The sequence below is a fragment of the Delftia tsuruhatensis NBRC 16741 genome, assembly GCF_001571325.1.
In the GTDB taxonomy this organism is placed as follows: Bacteria; Pseudomonadota; Gammaproteobacteria; order Burkholderiales; family Burkholderiaceae_C; genus Comamonas; species Comamonas tsuruhatensis.
Genome location: NZ_BCTO01000022.1, coordinates 124,063 through 147,903, shown reverse-complemented (window position 1 = coordinate 147,903; position 23,841 = coordinate 124,063). Strand labels below are relative to the sequence as shown.

Below are 23,841 nucleotides of genomic sequence, written 5' to 3'. Positions count from 1 at the left end.
GGCCGTTTTCCATTGCGGCCCGCTCTTGGAACAAGCTCGCGAGGTGATCAGGCGTTCGGTCGTTCGGTCGTTCGGTCGTTCGGTCGTTCGGGGGGGCAGAAACCACAATGAGAGTAAGTCTCACTTGATTTTCAATTGAGAATTGTTATCATTCACAAAACTTTCCAATTTTTGAGGAATTCCCTGCATGTCTGCCACTTCCGCCGCCACCTCGCATCTGTCCGGCAACTCCACAGCCCAGGCCTTTGCAGCGCTGCAGGCCGCAGCATCCGCAGCCCTCAGCGGGGCCGCCAGCGGACTCGACAGCACCTTGCTGCTCAATGGGCAAAAGGCTGTGACCATCGTGCACAACGGCACACCCTATCGTCTGCAGGCCACCAAGCTGGGCAAGCTCATCCTGACCAAATAACCAAGATTGCAGCCGTCGGCGGGTCATGTTCGGGTCCGCTGACCGCTTCTTTGTTTCATCGTGGGGCGACCTTGGGGCTTCCAGTCCCAAAGGTCGATTAGCCAGCCAACAGAATCTTCGGATTTTGCGTAGCCAAGCATTTTTTCCCTGCGCTGCAATGTGGATCGCTTCAAAGAAAAAGCCCCTGTACCTCAGTACAGGGGCTTTTTCTTTGCCTCATGAATCGGCCCGAAAGGCAGATTCATGCAGGGTGCATCAGGGGCTTTTACAGACCCAGAGCCGCAATGCCGGCGCTGGCCACCTGGGCATCCTCGTTGGCCTTGACGCCGCTGACGCCCACGGCACCCAGGCACTGGCCGTCCTTCATGATGGCCACGCCGCCTTCGAGCAGGCCGTCCACCGTGGGGGCGCTCAGGAAGGCCGTACGGCCGTTGTTGATCATGTCTTCATAGCCCTTGGTGTCGCGGCGGCCCAGGGCAGCCGAACGGGCCTTGGACGGAGCGATATGGGCCGAGACTGCGGCGGCGCCATCGAGGCGCTGCAGCCACAGCAGGTGACCGCCGTCATCGACGATGGCAATGGTCACGGCCCACTTGTTCTTCAGCGCCTCGGCCTCTGCGGCGGCGGCAATGGCCTTCACGTCGGCCAGTTCGAGTTCATGCTTGGTCTTCATAAGATTGCAGTTATCCATTCCATCACAAATGTCCTATAAGCATAGCAATCGTATGAGGACTGACAATGCATGCGCAGAACAAAACATTCGAAACCAAACCATGGCAGCGGCTCGGGGTATTGCAAGCGGCGCGCGAGCCGCCACCTAGAATGGGCAAGTCGCAACAACACTCCTTCGGAGGACTGGCCACATGAATGATCAAGTCACCACACTGGGCTCTGCGGGCTACGGTGTCTCGCAGCAAGAGCGCAATCGCGTATTGCGCAACACCTACTGGCTGCTGGCCCTGAGTCTTCTCCCCACCGTGCTGGGCGCTTGGCTGGGCGTGGCCACGGGCATCACGCGCTCGCTGAGCGGCGGTCTGGGGCTCATCGTCTTCCTGGGCGGCGCCTTCGGCTTCATGTTCGCCATCGAGAAGACAAAGCACTCGGCAGCCGGCATTCCCGTGCTGCTGGGCTTTACCTTCTTCATGGGCCTGATGCTGTCGCGCATGATCGGCATGATCCTGGGCTTCAAGAACGGCTCCGAGCTGATCATGACCGCCTTTGCAGGCACGGCCGGCGTGTTCCTGGTCATGGCCTCGCTGGCCACGGTGATCAAGCGCGACCTGTCGGGCATGGGCAAGTTCCTGTTCGTGGGCGTGCTGGTGCTGTTCGTGGGCTCCATCATCAACGTCTTCATCGGCTCCACGGCCGGCATGATGGCGATCTCGGTGGCGGCCATCGGCATCTTCAGCGCCTACATGCTCTATGACCTCAAGCAGATCATGGACGGCGGCGAGACCAACTACATCAGCGCCACGCTGGCCCTGTACCTGGACCTGTTCAACGTGTTCCAGAGCCTGCTGGCCCTGCTGGGCATCATGGGTGGCGAACGCGACTGATGCCGCACGCGCCAAGGCTGCGCCTTGCGTGCTGCAACACCAAAGGCCTCCTTCGGGAGGCCTTTTGCATGTCCGGGATCATCATTCGTGCAAGGCGGGCTCAACTTTTTCCGGGTCGTGCCGATAATCTCGTCAAGATGACCATGCCTAATCTTCCCCGCACCTTCGCCATCCTGCTGCTGCCCACGCTGCTTGCCGGCTGCAAGCTGGATGATATTCCGGGCCTGGGGCCGGACCCCCGCGCCGTCGCCAAGGAGGCCGAGGCCAAGGCCATTGGCGGGGCCTGCCGCCATGCCCTGCGCGGGCTGGAGGATTGCTACACGCTCAACCCCAAATCGCCCAAGGCCCTGGTGTTCGCAGGCTGGAAGGATATGGACGAGTACATGCGCGCCAACAAGATCGAGGGCACGCCTTCGGTCCTGGGCCAGAGTGACCGCCGCCGCAGCGACAAGGAAGATGTGCCTGCCGAGCCTTCGGCAGGACGCAATCGCAGCTGATCCGGCAGGCATCCGGATCCGGCCGCAAAAAAGCCGTGGCGCCCTCAGGCGGCCACGGCTTTTTCATGCAGGGCCTGCGGGGCCGCCGTCAGTCCACGCGACGCTCGAACACCGCCATGCTCTCCACATGGGCCGTGTGCGGGAACATGTTGACCACGCCGGCCGAAACACAGTGATAGCCGGCCAGGTGCACCAGCAAACCGGCATCGCGTGCCAGCGTGGCGGGATTGCAGCTGACATAGACGATGCGCTCTGGAAAGCGCCAGTCCTCATGCCCTGCCGGCAGGGGCTCGGCGCCTTCGGCGCCGATGCGCGCCTGGTGGATGTCGGCCAGGGCCTTGGACAGCGCAAACGCTCCTTCGCGCGGCGGATCGACCAGCCACTTGCCGGCGACGCCGTCGGCGAACAGCATCTCGGGCGTCATCTCGAACAGGTTGCGCGCCACAAAGCGCGTGGGCGCGAGCTTGTCGCCTTCCGCCCGCTGCGCGTTGTTGGCCGCGTAGTTTTCATGGGAGCGCTTGACCAGGGTGTCGCTGCCCTCGATGCCCAGCACCTCGCGCGCCTGCGTGGCCAGGGGCAGGGTGAAGTTGCCCAGACCGCAGAACCAGTCGATCACGCGCTCATCCTTCTTGACATCCAGCAAGCGCAGCGCGCGCGTGACCAGCACGCGGTTGATGTGCGGATTGACCTGGGTGAAGTCCGTGGGCTTGAACGGCATGGTGATGCCGAAATCAGGCAGGCCGTAATCGAGCTGGGCGCCTCCCTGCTCCATAAGGTGCACGGTGTCCGGGCCCTTGGGTTGAAGCCACCACTGCACGTTGTGCTCGGCCGCGAAAGCGCGGAGCCGGGCCTGATCGTCCTCGGACAGCGGCTCCAGGTGGCGCAGCACCAGGGCCGTGACGGAGTCGCCGCAGGCGACCTCGATCTGCGGGCAGGTTTCGCGCGCATCCATGGAGGCGATCAGCGCGCGCATGGGCAGCAGCATGGCATCCACATGGGGCGGCAGGACCTTGCAGGTCTCCATGTCGGCGATGTAGCGGCTCTTGCGCTCGTGAAAGCCCACCAGCACCTTGCCCTTCTTGGCCACGTAGCGCACCGACAGGCGCGAGCGGAAGCGGTAGCCCCAGGACGGACCCTCGATGGGGCGCAGCAGCGTCTCGGGCCTGACCTTGGCCAGATGCCAGAGGTTGTCCTCCAGCACGCGCTGCTTGATGGCCACCTGGGCAGCGACGTGCAGATGCTGCATCTTGCAGCCGCCGCAGGCGCCGGCATGCAAGCCGAAGTTGGGGCAGCCGGGGCGCACGCGCTGGGAGGATTCGCGGTGGATGGCCGTCAGGCTGGCGGCTTCCCAGTTGTTTTTCTTGCGATGGGTATTGGCGCTGACCAGCTCGGTCGGCAGTGCGCCGTCGATGAATACCACCTTGCCATCGCTCTTGCGGGCCACGCCCTGGGCGTCCATATCCATGGACAGCACCTGCAGCCAGCCTTCGGGCAGTGCAGGGGCGTCGGCTTCGGGCAGGTTGTCGGGGATCTTGTTGTCGCGGGGTTCACTCATGGGGCACGATTGTCTCAGGCTCTCCCCTTGCCCCGTTGGCGGCTCCCCAAAAAAGCCCCCAACTCGCTTTTGCCTCTCAGGACCGCGGAGTGCTGCTGCGGCCCAGGTCCCGCTGGCGCTCCTGGCGTGCACGCGCCAGTTGCTCGCGTTCGGCCAGCAGGTTGACTTCAGTGAGGCAGTTGAACTCGTCCAGCGTGAACACCATGGTGGCGCCGCGCTCGATCTTTTCCACGGTCTGGTGCAGCGGCAAGGTCAGGTCCACCGGCGGGCGGTTGGAGCGGTAGATCAGTTCCTGCTCGGGCGTGTAGACGGAATAGCAGGCGGCAGACGCAGCCTGCGCCAGCGCGCAGGCGGCCAGCACGGTGATGGCACGCAGGTTTTGCACAGCAGTCATGGTGTTCCCCTCAAAACGGCGGCCCGCCTGTGTATGTACTGGGTGGCAGGCCAGGCTGCCCAGCATTATGGAGCAGCACATGCCGCGCCCCGCCAGGTGCCGCCTCCGCGCTGCAGCCGGTCTGGATTTTTCAGCTTTCACAAATTTCTCTCTTGACAGAAATTTCAGGTCTGCAGACACTGAGGCCATGCAACTGAGTCCCATCGCACACCGTTTCATCCACCATTGGGGCGACATGGGCAGCTCCTGGGGAGTGAACCGCACGGTCGCCCAGATCCACGCCCTGCTGTTTTTCCATGGCCGCCCGCTCAATGCGGAAGAGATTGCCGGCACGCTGGGCGCCGCTCGCTCCAATGTGAGCAACAGCCTCAAGGAACTGCAGGACTGGGAGCTGATCCGCATCAGCCGCAGGCCCGGCGACCGCCGCGACTACTTCGAGACCTCGTCCGATGTCTGGGAGCTGCTGCGCACCATCGTGCGGGAGCGCAAGCAGCGCGAGTTCGACCCGACCTCCGAGATGCTGCGCGAACTGATCGCCGAGCCCGGTTTCGATGCCGAATCCCCCGACACCCAGGACCGCGTGCACGAGACGCTGCGCCTCATGGAGTCGCTGGGCATCTGGACCGACGAGATGCTGCGGCTGTCGCCCTCCACGCTGGACAAGCTCCTGCGCCTGGGCGCCAGCGTGCAGCGCTTCGTGCGCTCCGAGGCCGCTGACACCCGTGTCAAGCGCGGACGCTGAGCCTGAAATTTCCGTCACAAGAGAAACTGGAGGTCACCATGCGCATTCTGGTCTGCGGCGGCAACGGCTTCATCGGCCGCCATATCGTCAACCTGCTGGCACTGGCCGGCCACGACCCCGTGGCGCGCAGCCGCCATTCACTGCCTGCGCTCGACTACGCCAAGGCCACCACGCCCGACGCCTGGCTGCCGCACCTGGCGGGCGTGGATGCCGTGGTCAATGCCGTGGGCGTGCTGCGCGACAGCGCCTCCCGGCCCATCGATGCCATGCATGCCAAGGCCCCCATCGCCCTGTTCGATGCCTGCGCGGCAGCCGGCGTGCGGCGCGTGGTGCAGATCTCTGCCCTGGGCATAGAAGGCAGTGCCACGCGCTACGCCACCACCAAGCGCGCCGCTGACGAGCATCTGCTGGCACTCACGGCAGCCGGACATCTGCAAGGCTGCGTGGTCCGCCCCAGCGTGGTGTTCGGCGCTGGCGGCGCCAGCAGCGAGATGTTCCTGTCCATGGCGCGCCTGCCGGCGCTGCTGCTGCCGCGCCCCGTGCTGCAGGCCCGCGTGCAGCCCGTGGCCGTGCGCGACTTGGCCGAGGCCGTGGCCGGCCTGGTGACGCGCCCCGAGCCCGTGGGCATGATCGAGATCGGCGGCCCCCTGCCCTTGCCGCTGGCCGCGCTGATTGCCAGCCTGCGCGCGCAGATGGGCCGCGCCCCCGCTCGCGTGGGCACGCTGCCCGGCTGGCTCACCCGCGCCAGCGCACGCGCTGGCGACTGGGTCAGCGCCTCGCCCTGGTGCAGCGAGACACTGGCCATGCTGGCCAGCGACAACGTCACTGATCCGGCTGGCCTGCAAGGCCTGCTGGGCCGGCCCGGCGTTGCGCCCTCCCAACTGCTGTCCACCTTGCGCCATGGATGAGCGCCGCTCTCGCACCGTTCCAGCGCCGCTGCGCACCATGCACTTGAGCCTGATCGCCGTCTGGCTGGGCACGGCCCTGGTCAGCGCCATCGAGCACCGCGGCCTGAGCGTGCAGGTGCTGGCCGATGCCGGCATCCACGATGCGCGCTGGCAGACATACCTGATCTGGAGCGGCCTGCTCGCCGACCTGGCCGTGGGCATGGCGCTGTGGCTGCGGCCGGGCCGGGAGAGCTATCTGGCGGCTTTGCTGCTGATGGCTGCAATGACGGTGCTGGCCACGGTGCTGCAGCCCACACTGTGGCTGCATCCGCTGGGGCCGCTGCTCAAGAACCTGCCGATCGCAGCCATGCTGCTGCACCTGATGTCGGCGCCCGTCACGTCCAAGGAGTCCGCATGAATCTCTACCTGTTGCTCAAGACGCTGCATATCGCGTCCAGCGTGCTGCTGGTCGGCACCGGCCTGGGCTCGGCCTTCTACATGTTCTTCGCCAACCGCAGCGGCAGCGTCGCTGCCCAGGCCGTGGTCAGCCGCCTGGTGGTGCGTGCGGACTGGTGGTTTACCACGCCCTGCGTGGTCATACAGCCTGTGAGCGGCATTGCCCTGGCCCATATGGCGGGCTGGCCGTTGACCACGCCGTGGCTGGCACTGTCGCTGGGCCTGTACCTGCTGGCCGGCGCCTGCTGGCTGCCCGTGGTCTGGCTGCAGGTGCGCATGGCCGCCATGGCGCGCGGCGCGCACGCAGCGCAGGCCGCCCTGCCCGCGCTGTATGCCGTCTACGCCCGGCGCTGGGAGGCGCTGGGCTACCCGGCCTTCATCGCCATGGCCGTGACCTACTACCTCATGGTCAACAAGCCGATGCTCTGGGGCGGTTGAGCATCGGCAGTGCCTTCAGTGCCTGGCCTCAGAGCTTGGCAATGGACACTTCGGTGGACTTGACCAGGGCCACCACGTCGGAGCCCACGACCAGGCCCAGCTCGTCCACCGAGCGCGTGGTGATCACCGAAGTGACCACGCCCCAGGGCGTCTGCACATCGACTTCGGAGACAACGTCGCCTCGGATGATTTCGCGCACCTGGCCCTTGAACTGGTTGCGCACGTTGATGGCTTGAATGGACATGTTTTTCTCCTGGGGATCAAAAGGAATCAAAGGAAGGTTGGGGAAAACGAAAAGTCAGACCGCCCAGCGCAGGCCATGGGCCGGCACGCCGGGCCAGGCCGTGGTGTCGGTCAGGGGGTTGGAGTCGGGCTCGGCGGCGGGCTTTTGCAGCACGCGGTCGAGAATGCGTTGCTCGATGGCCGCCAGCGCCACGCTGCCGTGCACGCGCGGCCGTGGCAGGGCAATGCGTTCGTCCAGCGCGATGCGGCCGTCCTCGATCAGCACCACGCGGTCGGCCAGGGCCACGGCCTCCTGCACGTCATGCGTGACCAGCAGGGCCGTGAAGCCGTGGCTCTGCCACAGGCCTTCGATCAGGCGGTGCATCTCTATGCGGGTGAGCGCATCGAGCGCGCCCAGCGGCTCGTCCAGCAGCAGCAGTTGCGGGCGGTGCACCAGGGCGCGCGCCAGGGCCACGCGCTGGCGCTGGCCGCCGGACAGGCGCGCCGGCCATTCGCCCTCGCGGTCGGCCAGGCCGACCTGGGCCAGCACTTCGCGGCCACGTTCCTGGGCCGAGGCGGGCAGGCCCAGCGTCACATTGGCCAGCACGCGCCGCCAGGGCAGCAGGCGCGCATCCTGGAACATGATGCGCGTGCCGCCCTGCGCGCCCTGCACGGCGCGGGCGGGCTCGCCGTCCAGCAGCAGGGTGCCGGCCGTGGCCTGTTCCAGGCCTGCGACCAGGCGCAGCAAGGTGCTCTTGCCGCAGCCGCTGCGGCCCACGATGGCGACGAATTCGCCAGGCTCCACCTGCAGCTGCACTTCGTGCAGCACCTCGCGCTGGCCGTAGCGCTTGGTCAGCCCGCCGGCCTGCAGGCGCACGCCACGGCGCGGTGCGGATTGGGGGGATGCGGACTGCGGCGCATCGTCGTTCTGGGCCAGGTGGTCGCTGACGTCCAGGCCATCGGCGTCGAACGAGGCCTCCCAGGCCATCGCCGGCGCGGTGGTGTTCAGCTCCACGGCCTGTGCCAGCGTGGTCTTCATGCGGTTCCATCGGCTCATGTCGTGCTCCTTGTGTCACTTGGGCTGGTAGCCCGGATGCCAGCGCAGCCACCAGTGCTCCAGCGCACGCGCAAACCAGTCGGCCAGCTTGCCCAGCAGGGCGTACAGCAGGATGCCGACCAGCACCACGTCGGTCTGCAGGAACTCGCGGGCGTTCATGGTCAGGTAGCCGATGCCCGACTGCGCCGAGATGGTCTCGGCCACGATCAGGATCACCCACATCAGGCCCAGCGAAAAACGCAGGCCCACCAGGATGGAGGACAGCGCGCCCGGCAGGATGACCTCGCGGTACAGCTGCCAGCGCGTGAGGCCGTAGCTGCGCCCCATCTCGATCAGCGCAGGGTCCACATTGCGTATGCCGTGGAAGGTGTTCAGGTAGATGGGAAAGAACACCGACACGCTGATCAGGAACAGCTTGGCGCTCTCGTCGATGCCGAACCACAGGATGACCAGCGGAATCAGCGCCAGCGCGGGAATGTTGCGCACCATCTGGATGGTGGAGTCCAGCAGCGTCTCCGCCCAGCGCAGCGAGCCCGTGAGCAGGCCCAGCGCCAGCCCCAGCCCGCCGCCGATGGCCAGGCCACCCAGCGCGCGGCCCGCGCTCACCTGCACATGCTTGAGCAGCTCTCCCGACTCGGCCAGCGCCTGCGCGGCGCGCAGCACATCCAGCGGAGCGGGCAGCACCCGCGTGGACAGCCAGCCCCACGCCGAGGCGGCCTGCCAGACGGCGATCAGCGCCAGCGGCACCAGCCAGGGCACCAGGCGGCGGCCCACGCCGGCCGCAAAGCGCAGCAGCGGCGACCAGGCATCGCCGGCCGGGGGGGCCGAGGAGGCCGGCAGCGCAGTAACGGTACGTGCATCGGACATGCGTGACTCCCTCAGCTTTGCGACGCGCGCGGCGAGTACAGGTTGGCAACGGTCTCGCCCAGCGGCCCGCCCACGCCGCCAGCCAGCCTGTCGCGCACGGACAGCGGCAGCAGCGGGAAGACCAGCTCGGCAAAGCGGTAGGCCTCTTCCAGGTGCGGATAGCCGGACAGCACGAAGGTGTCTATGCCCAGGTCCGCGTACTCCTTGATGCGGTCGGCCACGGTCTGCGCATCGCCCACCAGGGCCGTGCCCGCGCCGCCGCGCACCAGGCCCACGCCGGCCCAGAGGTTGGGGCTGATCTCCAGCTCGGCCCGCGTGCGGCGGCTGCCGCCGGCATGCAGGGCGGCCATGCGGCGCTGGCCTTCCGAGTCCATGCGCGCGAAGGCGGCCTGGGCCTGAACCACGGTCTCGTCCTTGAGGCGGCTGATCAGGCGATCGGCATCGGCCCAGGCCTCGTCCTCGGTCTCGCGCACGATGACGTGCAGGCGGATGCCGAACTTCACGCTGCGGCCATGGCGCGCCGCCTTCTCGCGCACATCGGCAATCTTCTTGGCCACCTCGGCCGGGGGCTCGCCCCAGGTCAGGTAGGCATCGACCTGCTCGGCGGCCAGGTCGTGCGCGGCCTCGGACGAACCGCCGAAGTACACGGGCGGATACGGCTTTTGCAGCGGCGGGAACAACAGCTTGGCGCCCTTGACCGAGAGGTGTTCACCTTCGTAGTCGAGCGTGCCGCCCTCATGGCTGCGCTCAAGGATCTCGCGCCAGATGCGGATGAACTCGGCCGATTGCTCGTAGCGCTGCGCATGGTCGAGGAAGACGCCGTCGCCCTCCAGCTCGGCACGGTCGCCGCCCGTGACCAGGTTGATCAGCAGCCGCCCGCCCGACAGGCGGTCGAACGAGGCCGCCATGCGCGCCGCCAGGCTGGGCTGGTGCAGGCCGGGCCGCACGGCGACCAGGAACTTCAGGCGCCTGGTGACCGGAATCAGGCTGGAGGCGACGACCCAGGGGTCCTCGCAGGAGCGGCCCGTGGGAATCAGCACGCCCTCGTAGCCCAGGCTGTCGGCCGCGATGGCGACCTGCTTGACATAGTCGTGGCTGAGCGGGCGGGCGCCCTCGGCCGTGCCGAGGTAGCGGCTGTCGCCGTGGGTGGGAATGAACCAGAAAACCTGCATGCGCTGCTCCAGTCAGGGGACGGAATCGAGGAAGGAAATCAAAGGGCGGAAGAAGGCCGTGCCGCCGCAGGCTCGGCCAGCCGCGCGTACTCGGCCGCCGAGGGCCGCCAGACGATGTCGGCCACCTGTACCTGGCGCGGAATCAGGCCCAGCCGAAAAAATGCATCGGCCACGCGCTGCTGCTCCACCACGGTCTGCGCAGCCAGCAGGCCCACGGGGGAGCTGGGCCGGCGCGCAATGAAGCGGCTGACCACCGCCGCATCCAGGCCGCTGAAGCCGGCCACCAGGGCCACGGCCTCCTGGCGTGCGCTCTGGGCCAGGCGATCGGCGCGCGTGAGCTCGTCGAACAGCGCGCGCAGCACCTGCGGATGGCGCTCCACCAGTCCGCGCGCGGCCAGGTAGAACGAGGCGTTACCCGACAGGCCTTCGCCATTGGCCAGCACGCGCGGGCGAATCGCCAGCTCGGTGGCCGCGTAGAACGGGTCCCAGATGGCCCAGGCGTCCACGCTCTTGCGCTCGAAAGCGGCGCGCGCATCGGCCGGGGCCAGGTACACGGGCTGGATCTCGTTCCAGGCCAGGCCCGCCTTGTCCAGCGCACGCACCAGCAGGTAATGGGCGCTGGAGCCTTTTTGCAGCGCCACGCGCCGGCCCTTGAGATCGGCCAGGGCGCGCAGCGGCGAGTCCGACGGCACGAGAATCGCCGAGCTTTCGGGCTTGGGCGGCTCGGCGCCCACGTACAGCAGGTCGCGGCCCGCGGCCTGGGCAAAGACCGGGGGTGAATCGCCGGTCAGGCCGAAATCCAGGCTGCCGGCGGCCAGGGCCTCCAGCAGCTGGGGGCCGGCCGGAAACTCCAGCCAGCTGACCTTGGTGCCCGCAAAGCGCTTTTCCAGCACGCCTTGCTGCTTGAGGATGACCAGGTTGACGGCCGACTTCTGGTAGCCGATGCGCAACTGCTCGGGCCCGGCCACGGCGGCCGGCGTCTCGGCGCGTGCGTACTGGCCGGCCAGGCTCCAGCTGAAGGCGGTGGTGCCCAGCAGTTGCAGGGCCTGGCGGCGCACGCGGTCCAGGCGGGGCTTCTTGGAATTGGCATTCATGGTGCGGACTCCTTGCAGTGGGCTCAGGGGCGCGACGCGATCAGGTCCACCGGCGCGGCATGCAGCAGGTTGAGCTTGCGGGGGATGAGCTTGAGCTCGAAGAAGGTGTCGGCGATCTGCTGCTGCTCGGCCAGGATCTCGCGCGTCACGGACGAGGTGCCGAAGCGGGCACGGCTCAGGTACAGCTCGGTAATGGACTTGTCCAGGCCCAGGATGCTGGACAGCTCGGCGGCCGCCGCCGTCTGGTTCTTCGAGGCCCAGCGGTCAATCCCATCGACCTCTTCGATGGCAATGCGCAGCACATCGGCATTGCGCGTGGCGAAATCGCGCGAGGTGAAGTAGTAGGCGCGGTTGTTGACCACGCCCGTGGCATCGGCCAGCAGGCGGGCGTCCAGCGTCTTTTGCGCGGCAGCCAGGAAGGGGTCCCAGATCAGCCAGGCATCGACGGAGCCGCGCTCGAAGGCGGCGCGCGCATCGGCCGGCGCCAGGAAGACGGACTGCACATCGCCGTACTTCAGGCCATGCTTTTCCAGCAGCTTGACCAGGAAGTACTGCACGTTCGAGCCCTTGTTGTAGGCCACGCGCTTGCCCTTGAGGTCCTGCACGCTGCGGATGGGCGAGTCCTTGGGCACGATCACCGCCTCCAGCCCGGGGCGCGGCACGGTGGCGCCCGCATAGACCAGGGGTGCGCCTGCGGCCTGCGCAAAGATGGGCGGGGCCTCGCCCACATCGCCGAAGTCGATGGAGCCCACGTTCAGCGCCTCCAGCTGCACGGGGCCGGCGTTGAACTCGATCCAGCGCACCGACACGCCCAGCGGCGCCAGCCGCTTTTCCAGCGTGCCCCGGCTCTTCAGGATGGACAGCCAGCCCTTTTGGTGGCCCACGCGCAGCACGCGGTCACCCGCCTTGTCCTGGGCCAGGGCCGGGCCGCCCACCGTGGCGACTGCTGCGGCAAGGCCCGCGCCCAGCAGTTGGCGTCGGCGCCAGTTGGCTGTGTGTCGGGGGAAAGAATCAAACGAGACCATGACGGACATCCTTGGAAGAGTGGTGCGTGGTGCGCGGCGCACAGGCAAAGCGCTGCCCATGCATGCGCGCGGCATGCAGCCAGAAAACAAAAAAAGGGAAGGCGGAGCAAGGGGCAGCCGCCTGCAGGGCCGGGCCTGCAGGCGCACCGCACGGAGTCGTCAGGTGCTACATCGCCGGCTGGCGAAGGCCATGGTCTCGAAGCGAGGAAAAGAGCTGGATGCCACCACGCCTGCCTGCGCCGTGCGGCGCGGGGCCTGCAAAGAGTGGCGGGAAGTCAGCAAGATGGACATGGCGGATCGTGGTAGTTGGCAGAGATCTGGGAAAGCGGGTGAATTCAGTGGGTGGGCGCCGGCCGGGCCGGCGCGCCGCACTCACTTCTTGGTGTAGATCTGGTCGAAGCTGCCGCCGTCGGCAAAGTGGTCCTTGTCGGCCTTGGCCCAGCCGCCAAAGGCCTGGTCGATGGTGACCAGCTCCAGCTTGGGGAACTTGTCCGCGAATTCGGCCTTGACCTTGGCATCGGTGGGACGGTAGTAGTTGCGGCCGGCGATGCGCTGGCCTTCCTCGGAGTACAGGTACTTCAGGTACTCCTCGGCCACGGCGCGTGTGCCCTTCTTGTCCACGACCTTGTCGACCACGGCCACCGAAGGCTCGGCCAGGATGGACAGCGAAGGCACGACGATCTGGAACTTGTCGGGACCGAACTCCTTGAGCGCCAGGAAGGCCTCGTTCTCCCAGGCCAGCAGCACATCGCCCACGCCGCGCTGCACGAAGGTGATGGTGGCGCCGCGCGCGCCCGTGTCCAGCACGGGCACGTTCTTGAACAGCTTGCCGATGAAGTCCTTGGCCTGTGCGTCGCCGCCGTACTTGCGCTTGGCGAATTCCCAGGCGGCCAGGTAGTTCCAGCGCGCACCGCCGCTGGTCTTGGGGTTGGGCGTGATCACCTGCACGCCGGGCTTGACCAGGTCGTCCCAGTCCTTGAGGTTCTTGGGATTGCCCTTCTTCACCAGGAAGACGATGGTGGAGCTGTAGGGCGCCGAGTTGTGCGGCAGGCGCTTTTGCCAGTCGGCCTTGAGCAGGTTGCCGTTCTTGACCAGGGCGTCGATGTCGCCGGCCAGCGCCAGCGTGGCCACGTCGGCGTCGATGCCGTCGATGATCGAACGCGCCTGCTTGCCCGAGCCGCCATGCGACTGCTTGACGCTCACGTCCTGGCCGCTCTTGGCCTTCCAGTGCTTGGCGAAGGCCTGGTTGTATTCCACGTACAGCTCGCGCGTCGGATCGTAGGAGACATTGAGCAGTTGCACCGACTGGGCCAACGCCGGCAGAGCCGACAGGGTCAAGCCCGCGATCAGGCCGGCGGCGACAGGAAACTTGATAAAGTGGCGGCGAATTTTCATTGGAGTGTCGGTAGAGAGTGGAGACGACGGTCTGGTGCCGTGGAAAGCATTCTCAAAGCCAACTCTTAAAACTCAAACCAATAAGATTTCAGTTTGTTATTCCCAAAACATCTGAATCTCTGCAAGACAAGGACTCAATTCCCCATGGCACGTACCGTTCACTGCATCAAGCTTGGCGTTGACGCTGAAGGCCTGGATTTCCCGCCCTACCCCGGCGAGCTGGGCAAGCGCATTTTTGAAGGCGTGAGCAAGCAGGCCTGGGCCGACTGGCTCAAGCACCAGACGATGCTGGTCAACGAAAACCGTCTGAACCTGGCCGACGCACGCGCCCGCCAGTACCTGGCCCGCCAGATGGAAAACCACTTCTTCGGCGGCGGCGCCGATGCGGCGGCCGGCTACGTGCCTCCTACGGCCTGAGCCGCTTCGTGCCCTTTCACCGCCCCCGTCGCACCGCGCCGGGGGCGGTTTCATTTGCGGTGCCGCAAACGGCCGCCGCCCAGAGACCGCCTACAATGCCCGCCTTCTTGCGCTGGACGGCGCAGTGGCCGCACACCCTGCGGCGCGGGCCGGTCTTCATCCGAGGTTTTCCGTGCTTCCATCCGTCTCCCTGCTGGAATCGTTCCAGGCATCGCAGTTCACCGTCATGCTGGTGATCTACCTCGTGGCCATCACGGCCGAAGCCATGTCGGGCGCGCTGGCGGCGGGCCGGCGCAACATGGACATCTTCGGCGTGGCCGTGATCGCCTTCGTCACCGCGCTGGGCGGCGGCACCATCCGCGACATGGTGCTGGGCCACTACCCCATCGGCTGGACGCAGCACCCTGAATATGTCTACCTGGTCATCTCGGCCGGGCTGCTGACCATCGTCGTGGCGCGCCACATGCACCATCTCAAGCAGGTCTTTCTGCTGCTGGACGCCATGGGGCTGATCGCCTTCTCGCTGATCGGCTGCAACGTGGCGCTGGAGCTGGGCTACCCGCCCGTGGTGGTGGTGATGTCGGGCATGCTGACCGGCATCAGCGGCGGCATTCTGCGCGACGTGCTGTGCAACCAGGTGCCGGTCGTCTTCCGGCGCGAGCTGTACGCCAGCGTGTCCCTGGCCGTGTGCCTGCTGTTCCTGGGGCTGCGCACGCTGGACGTGGGCTCCAACCTCAGCACCGTCGTCTGCTTTGCCGGCGGACTCACGCTGCGCCTGGCCGCCATCCGCTTCAAGTGGCGCCTGCCCGTGTTCTCCTACCAGCAGCGCTGGGAGGAGTAGTTCTGCCCCTTGCCCATGTCCGAACCCATTGACTGGCTGCCCGATGGCACGCCCTACAGCCCGCGCTTCGGCGACCGCTACCACAGCGAACTCGGCGGCCTGGACCAGGCCCGCCACGTCTTTCTGGGCGGCTGCGGCCTGCCGGCGGCCTGGGCCGATGCGCCGCAATGGCGCATCCTGGAGACCGGTTTCGGGTTCGGGCTGAATTTCCTCGTGGCCTGGGAAGCCTGGAAGGCCGATCCCCGGCGCCCGAGGCTGCTGCATTTCGTCTCGGCCGAAGCCTTTCCCGTCAGCGCCGACGCCATGCGCCAGGCCATGCCGCGCAAGCCAGGATTGCGCCTGCTGGCCGAGGAGCTGGCCACCCGGTTCCAGGGCCTGCTGCCCGGCGTGCACCGCCTCGCCTTCGAGCAGGGCCGCGTGCTGCTGACGCTGTACATCGGCGATGCCCAGGCCATGCTGCGGCGCCAGCAGCTCACGGCCGACAGCATCTACCTGGACGGCTTCACGCCGGAACTCAACCCCGACCTCTGGAGCGCCGATACCCTGCGCGCGCTGGCGCGCCATTGCCGGCGCGGCACGCAGCTGTCCACCTGGTGCGTGGCGCGCACGGTGCGCGATGGCCTGGCACAGCACGGCTTTCAGGTGCGCAAGGTCGATGGCGTCCCACCCAAGCGCCACAACCTGCATGCCGTCTTCGACCCGGCCTGGCAACCGCGCGGGCCGCGCGGGCCGCGCGGGCCGGGAGCACAGCCGCAGGAACCCATCACCCCACGGCGCTGCATGGTGCTGGGTGCAGGCATCGCCGGTGCGGCCGCCGCCGCCAGCCTGTCGCGCCGTGGCTGGCAGGTCACCGTGCTGGATGCTGCCGACGCGCCTGCAGCGGGCGCCTCGGCCCTGCCCGCGGGCCTGTTCTGCCCCCATGTCTCGCCCGATGACAGCCTGCTGTCCCGCCTGAGCCGCGACGGCGCACGCCTGACCCTGGCGCAGCTGCAAATGCTCTCCGGCCAGGGCCTGCTGCAACCGGGCACGGACTGGTGCGATACCGGCGTGCTGGAGCACGGCGTGGAGGCCGCCCCGCGGCTGCCGCGCGACTGGCAATCCCCCGGCCCGGGCGACCACTGGAGCCGGCCCGCAAGCGCCGATCAACTCTCGGCGGCCGGCCTGCCCGCCGACGCCCCGGCCTGCTGGCATGCGCAAGCTGGCTGGGTACGCCCGGCACGGCTGGTGCAGGCGCAACTGGCGCTGCCGGGCGTGCGCTGGCAGGGCCGCGCCTGCGTGGCGCATCTTGCACGCACCGACACAGCCGGTGGCGCGCCCGTCTGGCAGGCCCTGGATGCACAGGGCAATCTGCTGGCCGAGGCTGAACTGGTCGTTCTCGCACTGGGCCCCGCAACCAATGCGCTGCTGGAGCACAGCCTGGGTGCGCAGGCCGCCTGGCCGCTGCAGCCCATTCGCGGCCAGGTCAGCTGGGATGTGCACACCCCGGCCAGCGCACAGGCCATGCCGCCCTTTCCCGTCAACGGCCATGGCAACCTGGTGCCTGCCATGCCGCTGCCCGGCGATGCAGCCGGGCCAGGCTGGGTCATGGGATCGACCTTCGAGCGCGACCAGACCGCGCTGCCGCCCAGCCCCGGAGACCAGGCCGCCGCCCATGCAGCCAATGGCGCCAAGCTGGCGCAGCTGCTGCCACGTGCCTACCAGGGCCTGCAAGGCTTCTTCGACGCGCCACCGCGCGCCACCTGGGGCGCCGTGCGCGTGGCCTCGCCAGACCGGCTGCCCGTGGTCGGACCGGTGTCCGACCAGGCTCCCGGCCTGTGGGCGCTGACGGCCATGGGCTCGCGCGGGCTCACGCTGTCGCTGCTGTGCGGCGAGCTGCTGGCAGCACGCCTGCACGACGAACCGCTGCCCCTGGATGCCAGGCTGGCGGCTGCCCTGGCCAGCGAGCGCCTGGGCCGCAGGCGCTGAGCCGTTGAACCGCCCGGCCGCTGAACGGCCCGGCATTCACACAACGGCCTGAAAGAAAACCCGAGTCTTCCCGCAGACGGTTTTTTGTCACTCGTTATGTTTGTTGGTGCATATCGCTAGAATCCGGAACCTGTTTTCAAAAGGAAACAACCAGCCGCTCCGCGTCCACTCACACAACCACCGAAAATCGTGCCCCTCCAGCCCCGCTACAGCGCCCAAGCCTCCTCCCCTGCCTTCCGCCTGCAGTCCACGCTGGCCCACGCCCTGCTGCTTGCGGGCCTGGCCGCCAGCACCCAGGTACAAGCCCAATCGGGCACGTCCGCAGCACAGGCTTCGCAGACCTTCCAGCTGGGCACGGTCGATGTGCACGGTGCGCGTGATGAAGCAGAGGCCATATTCGGCGATGAACAGCGACTGGGCGCCGCCGAGATGCGCCAGCGCAATGCCGACACCGTGGCCGACGCCGTGCGCCTGCTGCCGGGCGCCACGCTGTCGCGCAACAATCGCAACGAGGAAATGATCTACCTGCGCGGCTTCGATCCGCGCCAGGTGCCGGTCTTCGTGGACGGCGTGCCCCTGTACGTGCCCTATGACGGCTATGTGGACTTCGGCCGCTTCACCACGTTCGACCTGTCCGAGATCCGCGTGGCCAAGGCTGGCGCCTCGCTGATGTACGGCCCCAATACGCTGGGCGGCGCCATCAACCTGGTCACGCGCAAGCCGGTCAAATCCTTCGAGGGCGATGCACGCATCGGCGCAGGCGCAGGCGGCGAACGCAAGGCCGCCGTGAACCTGGGCGGCAACCTGGGCACTTGGTACTACCAGCTTGGCGCCTCCTACCTGGACGCGGACAGTTTTCCGCTGCCCAAGGGCTTCAGGGACTTCAAGAAGCAGCCCACCGACACGGGCAACTACCGCGACAACGCCTACCGCACGGACAGGCGGCTGTCGTTCAAGCTGGGCCTCACGCCCAATGCCACGGACGAGTACGCGCTGGGCTATGTGCGCCAGGAAGGCGAGAAGGGCAACCCCGTGTATACCGGCAGCGCCACGGGCAAGAACGTCATCCGCTACTGGCGCTGGCCCTATTGGGACAAGGACAGCGTGTACTTCCTGAGCACCACGCGCATCAATGCCGACAACCTGCTCAAGACGCGCATCTACCACGACACCTACCAAAACGGCCTGGACATGTACACGGACGCGAGCTACACGCGCCATGACCCCACCAGCAGCTACAAGGACGTGAGCCAGGGCGCCAGCATCGAGTGGGCCAACTACAGCTTCAAGGGCCATGCGCTGCGCCTGGGCGCGCACTACAAGATCGACGAGCACACCGACGCCGCCTCGGCCAAGGACCCCAGCAAGCACTACCGCGACGTGACGCGCTCGCTGGTGATCGAGGACACGATCTCCCTGGCCGAGCGCTGGAGCCTGAACCTGGCGCTCAGCCACGATCAGCGCGATGCGCGCGAGGTCTACCAGTGGCCCACGGGCTCCGCCAGCGCCACCAATGGCGTGGCCAAGCTCGGCTATGCGCTGGGCGGTGGCAGCGAGGCGTATTTCATCGCCTCGCACAAGACGCGCTTTCCCACCATCAAGGACCGCTACTCGGCACGCATGGGCACGGCCCTGGCCAACCCCGACCTGCAGCCCGAGACGGCCAACCACCTGGAGCTGGGCGTCAGCGGCTCGCCCTGGCAGGGCGGCCAGGGCCAGGCCGCGCTGTTCTACAGCCGCGTGCGCAACCAGATCCAGACCGTGGTCCTGGCCTCGGCCGAATGCGGCGGCACCACCTGCAACCAGGCGCAGAACGTGGGGCGCACGCGCAACATCGGCATGGAGCTGTCCCTGGCCCAGCAACTGTCGGCGCAATGGGGCGTGAACGCCGGCTACACCTACCTGAACCGCCGCAACACCAGCGACTCCAGCATCACGCTGACCCACACGCCGCGCCACCGCCTGCTGGCCGGTGTCCAGTGGCGTCCGCTGGCGCAGTGGGAATTCAATGCTGAGGTCGAGACCGAGAAGGGCCGCTACGTGCCGCTGTCGGGCAGCGGCCAGCTGCAGACGCTCAAGCTGCCCGGCTACGGCATTGCCAACCTGCGTGCACGCTACAAGCCGCGCAGCGACATCACCGTGGACTTTGGCGTGGCCAATATCGGCGACAAGTGGTACCAGCTCGATGACGGCCTGCCCATGCCAGGCCGCAGCTGGTATGTCAACCTGGGCTATCGCTTCTGAGGAGCGGACCTGGCGCGAAGCGCCCGCCCACGCCTGCCTGCGCTCCGGGTCCAGCCAAGCTGCCCATGGTCAACGACACCGGGGTCGGGCAGGAGTACAACAGCCCCATTGATACGCATCAACCTGCATGCCATGAACCCGCCCTTCACCACCCTGCCCCTGGCCGCCCTGGTCCATCCCGACGACGAGCATGCAATGGAGCTGCTGCTCGAACGCGTGGCACGCCGCCTGCAAGGCGCGGGCTGGCGCGTGGGCGGGCTGGTGCATCGCCAGGACCGCTATGCCAACGGCAACAAGCGCATGCAGCTGTTCGACCTGCGCAGTGACCGCCAATTCGAGCTGTCCCAGGACCTGGGCTGCGCCTCGCGCGCCTGCAGCCTCAACCCCCAGGCCCTGGCCCAGGCCAGCGCCGTGCTGCGCCAGGCGCTGGACGATGGCGTGGATCTGGTGGTGATCAACCGCTTCGGCATCGTCGAGGCCTCGGGCCAGGGCTTTGCCGCCGAATTCGCGGCCTTTGTCGAGGCCGGCACGCCCGTGCTCACGGCCGTCGCGGCCCGCCATCTTGAAGACTGGCGCAGGTACACCGGCAGGCTGCATGCCGAGCTGGCAGCCGATGAGGTGCAGATCGAGCAATGGTGCCAGGCACAGCTTGAGCGCCGTGGCTGCGCCAGCCCCATCCCCTGATTTTCATGACCGATCTTCTGTTCACCCGCCGCCGCTGGCTGGGCCAGGCCATGGCGGCACTGGCCTCATCGGCTCTTGTTCCCGGCCATGCCCAGGCAACCACGATTGCCGCCCGCATGGGACAGTTGCCGGACCCTGCCAGGCTGCGCCGCGTATTCGCGGCCGGACCGCCCGCAGGCGTGCTGGTGGCCACGCTGGCACCGCACAAGCTGCTGGGCTGGCCCCAGCAGCTGGACGATGTCTCGCGCGCCTATCTGGGGCCCACACTGCAGGCGCTGCCGCATCTGGGCCGCCTGTCCGGGCGCGGCAGCACCATGCCGCTGGAGTCGCTGCTGAAGCTGCAGCCCGACCTGGTGCTGGACGCCGGCACGGCCGATGCCACCTATATCTCGGCCACCGAGCGGCTGGCGCGCCAGACCGGCCTGCCCTGCGTGCTGATCCAGGGCTCGCTGGCCGACCACGCACGCCAGTTGCGCGAGGTCGGCGCCCTGCTGGGCGAGGCCGCACGTGGCGAAACCCTGGCCCGCCATGCCGATGCCGTGGCGGCGCTGGCGCAGCGTTCGACCCAGGGCATGGCACCGGCCGAGCGCCCGCGCGTGTATTTCGCGCGCAGCGCCAATGGCCTGGAGACAGGGCTGGCGGGCTCCATCAATGTGGAAGCCGTCGAATATGCGGGCGGGTGCAATGTGGCCGCCGATGCAGGGCGTGGCGGGCTCACGCGCGTGTCCATGGAGCAGATCCTGGCCTGGGACCCGCAGGTCATCGTCACGCAGGAACCCGGCCTTGCCGAGCGCATGCGCCAGGACCCGCTGTGGCGCGGCGTAGCCGCCGTGCGCTCGGGCCGCGTGCACTGCGCGCCGGTCTGGCCCTTCGGCTGGCTGGATGGTCCGCCCGGCGTCAACCGGCTGATCGGCGTGCGCTGGCTGCTGGAAAAGCTCCACCCACAGGCGCCGGCCCAGCAGGGACTGCCGCCGTTGGAGCGCGAGGTGCGCGACTTCTACCGCCTGTTCTACGGCGCCGACCTGTCGCCCGCAGCGCTGGGCAGGCTGATGGAGACTGCGCGTTGATGCCTGCCACAGGCCGCCGCCTGGGGTGGGTGCTCGCGCTGGCCTTGCTGGCCGCCGTGCTGCTGTGGGCGCTGGCGGCGGGTCAGTTCTCCATCGCGCCGCAGCAGCTGTGGCAGTCGCTGCTGGCGCGCGCCACGGGCACGGCATCCCCCTTGTCCGCCAGCGCCGAGACCGTGCTCTGGAACATCCGCCTGCCGCGCATCGCCGCAGGCCTGGCCGTGGGCGCCACGCTGGCGGCGGCAGGCGCGGCCTACCAGGGCATGTTCCGCAACCCGCTGGTCTCGCCCGACATCCTGGGCGTCTCGGCCGGTGCCGGCCTGGGCGCGGTGCTGGGCATCTTCCTGGGCTGGTCCATGACGGCCGTGCAGGCCCTGGCCTTTGGTGGCGGGCTGGCCGCCGTGGCCGTGGTGGTGGCCATCAGCGCCAGCGTGCGCCGCCATGACCCGGTGCTGGTTCTGGTGCTGGCCGGCATTGCGCTGGGCGCGCTACTGGGCGCGGGCATCGCCCTGGTCAAGACGCTGGCCGACCCCAATACGCAGCTGCCATCCATCACCTTCTGGCTCATGGGCGGCCTGAGCGCCGTGACCCTGCCCGAGCTGGGTGCCACGGCACCCGTGATGCTGTGCGCCCTGCTGCCCCTGCTGCTGCTGCGCTGGCGCATCAACCTGCTGGGCCTGCCCGACGAGGAGGCGCTGGCCCTGGGTGTGCCCGTGGCACGCCTGCGCCTGCTGCTGGTGGCCTGTGCCACGCTGGGCACGGCGGCCGCCGTATCGCTGGCCGGCATCGTCGGATGGGTGGGGCTGGTGGTGCCGCATGTGGCGCGCCTGCTGGTCGGCCCCAATTTCGTGCGCCTGCTGCCGGCCTCGGCGCTGCTGGGCGCGGGCTTCGTGGTGGCGGCCGACACGCTGGCGCGCAGTGCGGCGCGCATCGAGCTGCCGCTGGGCATTCTCACGGCCCTGGTCGGCGCGCCCTTCTTTCTCTACCTGCTGTCGCGCACGGGCCGCAATGACTGAGGTGCAGGCCCCACCCGTGCTGCAGACGCTGGCCCTGGCCACAGGCCATGGGCGGCGGCGCGTCAGCCAGGGGCTGGACCTGGCCATTGCCGCAGGCGAGGTGCTGTGCCTGCTGGGACCCAACGGCTGCGGCAAGACCACGCTGTTCCGCACCGTGCTGGGCCTGCTGGCGCCGCTGGCCGGAGAGGTGCGCGTGCAGGGCCAGCCCGTGCACAGCTGGCCGCGTGCCGAGTTTGCGCGGCGCGTGGGCTATGTGCCCCAGGCTCAGGCCGGCGTCTTCGGCTTCGAAGCGCTGGACATGGTGCTCATGGGCCGTGCCGCGCGCCTGCCTGCGCTGGCACGGCCTTCAAGTGCCGACCGTGCCCTGGCGCTGGGCTGCCTGGAGCAGTTGGGCATCGCCCATTTGGCGCTGCGTCCCTACACCGAGCTGAGCGGCGGCGAGCGCCAGCTGGTGCTGATCGCACGCGCCCTGGCCCAGGAGCCAGCGCTGCTGGTCATGGACGAGCCCACGGCCAGCCTGGACTTCGGCAACCAGATCCGCGTGCTGGACCAGATTGCCGCGCTGCGTGCACGCGGCATGGCCGTGCTGCTGTCCACCCACCAGCCCGAGCATGCGCTGCAGGTGGCCGACCGCATCGCCCTGCTGGGCCGCGGCGGCCTGCAGGCCTGCGGTGCGGCGGCGCAAGTGGCGACACCGGCCGCGCTCGCTGCGCTCTATGGGGTGAGCGAGGCGGCGGTGGCGGCGCGGCTGCCGGCAATCCCTAAGGTCTGGGCGGGCGCCACTTCCAGCACGGCGGCGGCGTCAAGGGCCGGCCTGCATCCTTGAGCAAGCGCTGCAGCAATTGCTGCTCGCTGTGGATGGAAGGATCGGCCAGCAGCCGGGCAAACCGGGCTCCTCCGTCCTGCATGCCGAGCGGGGCGGACGCTTGCATCAGCCACTCCAACTGGCGGCGCCGGGCCTGGGCCGCGGCGCGCTCGGTCGGGGTTTTGGCCAGCCGGCGTTGAATCGCCAGCCCAAAGCCCTCGTCCAGCACGGTCGATGAGCGCTGCGTCAGCAGGTGGGCTACATGCAGGCAGTCGGCCTCGCGCGCCGGGGTTTTGCCCATCGCTTCGGGTTTGCAGGTATCCAGCAGCGTCTTGTAGCCCGTCAAGGGAAAGGCTGTCCAGATACCTATTGCAGTGATCACCGCGCCTTCCTCGAGCCGGTAGTTCGGACTGCCACCCAGCGCCTGCAGCTCCTGTGCCGTGGGCGGATGGCGCAGCAAAGCGGACTGCATCCAGCGCACGCCGTCATACATGTGCAGGTCCGCGTAGCGGCTTTCGCGCGCTGCAACCAGCAGTTCCTGCGGTCCCAGCGCCTGCTGCATCAGCGCAGAGAAATTGCTGGGCTCCAGCGCCAGCCAGCGGCGGGCAGCCTCGGAGCGCACTTCGCCTTCGTCCTCAGGGGCCTTGGAGGCCAGCAGTTGATAGGCCAGCGCATCCTGCCCTGCCCGCTCCAGCGCGTCCTGGCGCCAGCCCTCGGCCTGGCTGACAGCGCTTTTGTCGCGGGGCGACAGATTGATCAGGATGGCCGCAAAGGCCAGATCGCGCCCGCTGCCGGAACCGGCCAACTGCGCCGCCACGCGATGCAGATACGCATCCCAGGCTGATTCCTGTGCGGATTTGTCGGGTTCAGGCATGTCAGCTGTGTGCGCTGCTGACAACGCAGACGGCGGCGGTGCCGGCTTCTGGGCCTGCGCCTGAGCAGCAGTTGCCAATGCCAAGGCCAGCCCGATGGCGGCACAACGGTTTCGCATTCTGAAATCCTCCCTCTGGCCGGCAAGCATATCGGCCGCCCATGCGTT

The 23,841-nt window shown here is 68.0% G+C and carries 26 protein-coding genes; 15 read left to right on the top strand and 11 right to left on the bottom strand.

Going from position 1 to position 23,841, the window contains the following annotated elements:
- The first annotated feature begins 187 nt into the window (after positions 1-187).
- Positions 188-409 carry a hemin uptake protein HemP gene (locus DTS01S_RS11105; protein ID WP_016448325.1) on the top strand — a complete coding sequence of 74 codons (222 nt, stop codon included), beginning with the start codon at positions 188-190 and terminating at the stop codon, positions 407-409.
- Positions 410-674: 265 nt separating this feature from the next.
- Here the strand turns inward: DTS01S_RS11105 and DTS01S_RS11100 are convergent, their stop codons facing one another.
- Positions 675-1,082, bottom strand: a complete 408-nt coding sequence (locus DTS01S_RS11100) for a GlcG/HbpS family heme-binding protein (RefSeq protein ID WP_017405970.1) — start codon at positions 1,080-1,082, stop codon at positions 675-677.
- 190 nt (positions 1,083-1,272) lie between these two features.
- Between DTS01S_RS11100 and DTS01S_RS11095 the strand changes: the two genes are divergently transcribed.
- Both DTS01S_RS11095 and DTS01S_RS11090 read left to right on the top strand, forming a co-directional pair.
- On the top strand, positions 1,273-1,965 hold the full coding sequence (locus DTS01S_RS11095) for a Bax inhibitor-1/YccA family protein (RefSeq protein ID WP_012206426.1): 693 nt from the start codon (positions 1,273-1,275) through the stop codon (positions 1,963-1,965).
- Between the two features lie 68 nt (positions 1,966-2,033).
- Entirely contained in the window at positions 2,034-2,462 is a 429-nt protein-coding gene (locus DTS01S_RS11090) for a hypothetical protein (RefSeq protein WP_016448327.1), read from the top strand.
- Positions 2,463-2,550: 88 nt separating this feature from the next.
- Here DTS01S_RS11090 and rlmD read toward each other — a convergent pair whose 3' ends face one another.
- The gene (rlmD, locus tag DTS01S_RS11085) at positions 2,551-4,017 is read right to left on the bottom strand and encodes a 23S rRNA (uracil(1939)-C(5))-methyltransferase RlmD (protein WP_061287719.1); all 1,467 of its coding nucleotides are present in this window, start codon (positions 4,015-4,017) and stop codon (positions 2,551-2,553) included.
- 76 nt (positions 4,018-4,093) lie between these two features.
- Positions 4,094-4,411 carry a hypothetical protein gene (locus DTS01S_RS11080; RefSeq protein WP_043791529.1) on the bottom strand — a complete coding sequence of 106 codons (318 nt, stop codon included), beginning with the start codon at positions 4,409-4,411 and terminating at the stop codon, positions 4,094-4,096.
- A 187-nt stretch (positions 4,412-4,598) separates the two neighbouring features.
- Here DTS01S_RS11080 and DTS01S_RS11075 point away from each other — a divergent pair, with 187 nt between their 5' ends.
- The 4 genes from DTS01S_RS11075 to DTS01S_RS11060 are packed head-to-tail and all read left to right on the top strand — an operon-like array spanning position 4,599 to position 6,934.
- The gene (locus DTS01S_RS11075; protein ID WP_046985774.1) at positions 4,599-5,153 is read left to right on the top strand and encodes a GbsR/MarR family transcriptional regulator; all 555 of its coding nucleotides are present in this window, start codon (positions 4,599-4,601) and stop codon (positions 5,151-5,153) included.
- A 38-nt stretch (positions 5,154-5,191) separates the two neighbouring features.
- Positions 5,192-6,061: an NAD-dependent epimerase/dehydratase family protein gene (locus DTS01S_RS11070; RefSeq protein ID WP_016448330.1), complete on the top strand. Its 870-nt coding sequence runs from the start codon at positions 5,192-5,194 to the stop codon at positions 6,059-6,061.
- A complete protein-coding gene (locus DTS01S_RS11065; RefSeq protein WP_017405965.1) occupies positions 6,054-6,458 on the top strand; it encodes a DoxX-like family protein in 405 nt (134 codons plus the stop codon). The genes DTS01S_RS11070 and DTS01S_RS11065 overlap by 8 nt, the downstream gene beginning before the upstream one ends.
- Positions 6,455-6,934: a DUF2269 family protein gene (locus tag DTS01S_RS11060; RefSeq protein ID WP_012206433.1), complete on the top strand. Its 480-nt coding sequence runs from the start codon at positions 6,455-6,457 to the stop codon at positions 6,932-6,934. The genes DTS01S_RS11065 and DTS01S_RS11060 overlap by 4 nt, the downstream gene beginning before the upstream one ends.
- 28 nt (positions 6,935-6,962) lie before the next feature.
- On the opposite strand, the gene DTS01S_RS11055 is transcribed toward DTS01S_RS11060, so the two are convergent.
- From DTS01S_RS11055 to DTS01S_RS11025, 7 genes are all read right to left on the bottom strand, one after another.
- A complete protein-coding gene (locus DTS01S_RS11055; RefSeq protein ID WP_012206434.1) occupies positions 6,963-7,178 on the bottom strand; it encodes a TOBE domain-containing protein in 216 nt (71 codons plus the stop codon).
- A 54-nt stretch (positions 7,179-7,232) separates the two neighbouring features.
- Positions 7,233-8,213, bottom strand: coding sequence for an ATP-binding cassette domain-containing protein (locus DTS01S_RS11050; protein WP_061287718.1), 981 nt, complete (start codon positions 8,211-8,213; stop codon positions 7,233-7,235).
- Positions 8,214-8,228: 15 nt separating this feature from the next.
- The gene (gene ssuC / locus DTS01S_RS11045) at positions 8,229-9,080 is read right to left on the bottom strand and encodes an aliphatic sulfonate ABC transporter permease SsuC (protein ID WP_012206436.1); all 852 of its coding nucleotides are present in this window, start codon (positions 9,078-9,080) and stop codon (positions 8,229-8,231) included.
- Between the two features lie 11 nt (positions 9,081-9,091).
- Positions 9,092-10,252 carry an FMNH2-dependent alkanesulfonate monooxygenase gene (gene ssuD, locus DTS01S_RS11040; RefSeq protein WP_012206437.1) on the bottom strand — a complete coding sequence of 387 codons (1,161 nt, stop codon included), beginning with the start codon at positions 10,250-10,252 and terminating at the stop codon, positions 9,092-9,094.
- Between the two features lie 38 nt (positions 10,253-10,290).
- Positions 10,291-11,346 (bottom strand): aliphatic sulfonate ABC transporter substrate-binding protein, encoded by a 1,056-nt coding sequence (locus DTS01S_RS11035; protein WP_017407895.1) that lies wholly within the window; start codon positions 11,344-11,346, stop codon positions 10,291-10,293.
- 23 nt (positions 11,347-11,369) lie between these two features.
- Positions 11,370-12,371, bottom strand: coding sequence for a sulfonate ABC transporter substrate-binding protein (locus DTS01S_RS11030; protein ID WP_016448337.1), 1,002 nt, complete (start codon positions 12,369-12,371; stop codon positions 11,370-11,372).
- A gap of 372 nt (positions 12,372-12,743) precedes the next feature.
- Complete coding sequence (locus DTS01S_RS11025) at positions 12,744-13,766, bottom strand: sulfate ABC transporter substrate-binding protein (protein ID WP_012206440.1); 1,023 nt, start codon at positions 13,764-13,766, stop codon at positions 12,744-12,746.
- A gap of 144 nt (positions 13,767-13,910) precedes the next feature.
- Here DTS01S_RS11025 and DTS01S_RS11020 point away from each other — a divergent pair, with 144 nt between their 5' ends.
- From DTS01S_RS11020 to DTS01S_RS10985, 8 genes are all read left to right on the top strand, one after another.
- A complete protein-coding gene (locus DTS01S_RS11020) occupies positions 13,911-14,183 on the top strand; it encodes an oxidative damage protection protein (RefSeq protein ID WP_012206441.1) in 273 nt (90 codons plus the stop codon).
- Between the two features lie 172 nt (positions 14,184-14,355).
- The gene (locus tag DTS01S_RS11015) at positions 14,356-15,024 is read left to right on the top strand and encodes a trimeric intracellular cation channel family protein (protein WP_016453307.1); all 669 of its coding nucleotides are present in this window, start codon (positions 14,356-14,358) and stop codon (positions 15,022-15,024) included.
- A gap of 15 nt (positions 15,025-15,039) precedes the next feature.
- Complete coding sequence (gene mnmC / locus DTS01S_RS11010) at positions 15,040-16,989, top strand: FAD-dependent 5-carboxymethylaminomethyl-2-thiouridine(34) oxidoreductase MnmC (protein ID WP_061287717.1); 1,950 nt, start codon at positions 15,040-15,042, stop codon at positions 16,987-16,989.
- A 189-nt stretch (positions 16,990-17,178) separates the two neighbouring features.
- A complete protein-coding gene (locus tag DTS01S_RS11005; protein WP_017407412.1) occupies positions 17,179-19,233 on the top strand; it encodes a TonB-dependent receptor plug domain-containing protein in 2,055 nt (684 codons plus the stop codon).
- A 132-nt stretch (positions 19,234-19,365) separates the two neighbouring features.
- Positions 19,366-19,917, top strand: coding sequence for a DUF2478 domain-containing protein (locus tag DTS01S_RS11000; RefSeq protein WP_026062896.1), 552 nt, complete (start codon positions 19,366-19,368; stop codon positions 19,915-19,917).
- Between the two features lie 5 nt (positions 19,918-19,922).
- The gene (locus DTS01S_RS10995; protein ID WP_017407414.1) at positions 19,923-20,984 is read left to right on the top strand and encodes an iron ABC transporter substrate-binding protein; all 1,062 of its coding nucleotides are present in this window, start codon (positions 19,923-19,925) and stop codon (positions 20,982-20,984) included.
- Positions 20,984-21,997 carry a FecCD family ABC transporter permease gene (locus DTS01S_RS10990; RefSeq protein WP_061287716.1) on the top strand — a complete coding sequence of 338 codons (1,014 nt, stop codon included), beginning with the start codon at positions 20,984-20,986 and terminating at the stop codon, positions 21,995-21,997. The genes DTS01S_RS10995 and DTS01S_RS10990 overlap by 1 nt, the downstream gene beginning before the upstream one ends.
- Complete coding sequence (locus tag DTS01S_RS10985) at positions 21,990-22,823, top strand: ABC transporter ATP-binding protein (RefSeq protein WP_013801651.1); 834 nt, start codon at positions 21,990-21,992, stop codon at positions 22,821-22,823. The genes DTS01S_RS10990 and DTS01S_RS10985 overlap by 8 nt, the downstream gene beginning before the upstream one ends.
- Here the strand turns inward: DTS01S_RS10985 and DTS01S_RS10980 are convergent.
- Positions 22,759-23,676, bottom strand: coding sequence for a hypothetical protein (locus DTS01S_RS10980; RefSeq protein WP_017407098.1), 918 nt, complete (start codon positions 23,674-23,676; stop codon positions 22,759-22,761). The genes DTS01S_RS10985 and DTS01S_RS10980 overlap by 65 nt on opposite strands.
- Between the last annotated feature and the right edge of the window lie 165 nt (positions 23,677-23,841).

What these genes read in the sequence shown, in the direction of transcription:
- DTS01S_RS11105 (WP_016448325.1), top strand. Translation starts at nt 188, where the DNA reads ATGTCTGCCACTTCCGCCGCCACCTCGCATCTGTCCGGCAACTCCACA.
- DTS01S_RS11100 (WP_017405970.1), bottom strand. Translation starts at nt 1,082, where the DNA reads ATGAAGACCAAGCATGAACTCGAACTGGCCGACGTGAAGGCCATTGCC.
- DTS01S_RS11095 (WP_012206426.1), top strand. Translation starts at nt 1,273, where the DNA reads ATGAATGATCAAGTCACCACACTGGGCTCTGCGGGCTACGGTGTCTCG.
- DTS01S_RS11090 (WP_016448327.1), top strand. Translation starts at nt 2,034, where the DNA reads ATGTCCGGGATCATCATTCGTGCAAGGCGGGCTCAACTTTTTCCGGGT.
- rlmD (WP_061287719.1), bottom strand. Translation starts at nt 4,017, where the DNA reads ATGAGTGAACCCCGCGACAACAAGATCCCCGACAACCTGCCCGAAGCC.
- DTS01S_RS11080 (WP_043791529.1), bottom strand. Translation starts at nt 4,411, where the DNA reads ATGACTGCTGTGCAAAACCTGCGTGCCATCACCGTGCTGGCCGCCTGC.
- DTS01S_RS11075 (WP_046985774.1), top strand. Translation starts at nt 4,599, where the DNA reads ATGCAACTGAGTCCCATCGCACACCGTTTCATCCACCATTGGGGCGAC.
- DTS01S_RS11070 (WP_016448330.1), top strand. Translation starts at nt 5,192, where the DNA reads ATGCGCATTCTGGTCTGCGGCGGCAACGGCTTCATCGGCCGCCATATC.
- DTS01S_RS11065 (WP_017405965.1), top strand. Translation starts at nt 6,054, where the DNA reads ATGGATGAGCGCCGCTCTCGCACCGTTCCAGCGCCGCTGCGCACCATG.
- DTS01S_RS11060 (WP_012206433.1), top strand. Translation starts at nt 6,455, where the DNA reads ATGAATCTCTACCTGTTGCTCAAGACGCTGCATATCGCGTCCAGCGTG.
- DTS01S_RS11055 (WP_012206434.1), bottom strand. Translation starts at nt 7,178, where the DNA reads ATGTCCATTCAAGCCATCAACGTGCGCAACCAGTTCAAGGGCCAGGTG.
- DTS01S_RS11050 (WP_061287718.1), bottom strand. Translation starts at nt 8,213, where the DNA reads ATGAGCCGATGGAACCGCATGAAGACCACGCTGGCACAGGCCGTGGAG.
- ssuC (WP_012206436.1), bottom strand. Translation starts at nt 9,080, where the DNA reads ATGTCCGATGCACGTACCGTTACTGCGCTGCCGGCCTCCTCGGCCCCC.
- ssuD (WP_012206437.1), bottom strand. Translation starts at nt 10,252, where the DNA reads ATGCAGGTTTTCTGGTTCATTCCCACCCACGGCGACAGCCGCTACCTC.
- DTS01S_RS11035 (WP_017407895.1), bottom strand. Translation starts at nt 11,346, where the DNA reads ATGAATGCCAATTCCAAGAAGCCCCGCCTGGACCGCGTGCGCCGCCAG.
- DTS01S_RS11030 (WP_016448337.1), bottom strand. Translation starts at nt 12,371, where the DNA reads ATGGTCTCGTTTGATTCTTTCCCCCGACACACAGCCAACTGGCGCCGA.
- DTS01S_RS11025 (WP_012206440.1), bottom strand. Translation starts at nt 13,766, where the DNA reads ATGAAAATTCGCCGCCACTTTATCAAGTTTCCTGTCGCCGCCGGCCTG.
- DTS01S_RS11020 (WP_012206441.1), top strand. Translation starts at nt 13,911, where the DNA reads ATGGCACGTACCGTTCACTGCATCAAGCTTGGCGTTGACGCTGAAGGC.
- mnmC (WP_061287717.1), top strand. Translation starts at nt 15,040, where the DNA reads ATGTCCGAACCCATTGACTGGCTGCCCGATGGCACGCCCTACAGCCCG.
- DTS01S_RS11000 (WP_026062896.1), top strand. Translation starts at nt 19,366, where the DNA reads ATGAACCCGCCCTTCACCACCCTGCCCCTGGCCGCCCTGGTCCATCCC.
- DTS01S_RS10995 (WP_017407414.1), top strand. Translation starts at nt 19,923, where the DNA reads ATGACCGATCTTCTGTTCACCCGCCGCCGCTGGCTGGGCCAGGCCATG.
- DTS01S_RS10990 (WP_061287716.1), top strand. Translation starts at nt 20,984, where the DNA reads ATGCCTGCCACAGGCCGCCGCCTGGGGTGGGTGCTCGCGCTGGCCTTG.
- DTS01S_RS10985 (WP_013801651.1), top strand. Translation starts at nt 21,990, where the DNA reads ATGACTGAGGTGCAGGCCCCACCCGTGCTGCAGACGCTGGCCCTGGCC.
- DTS01S_RS10980 (WP_017407098.1), bottom strand. Translation starts at nt 23,676, where the DNA reads ATGCCTGAACCCGACAAATCCGCACAGGAATCAGCCTGGGATGCGTAT.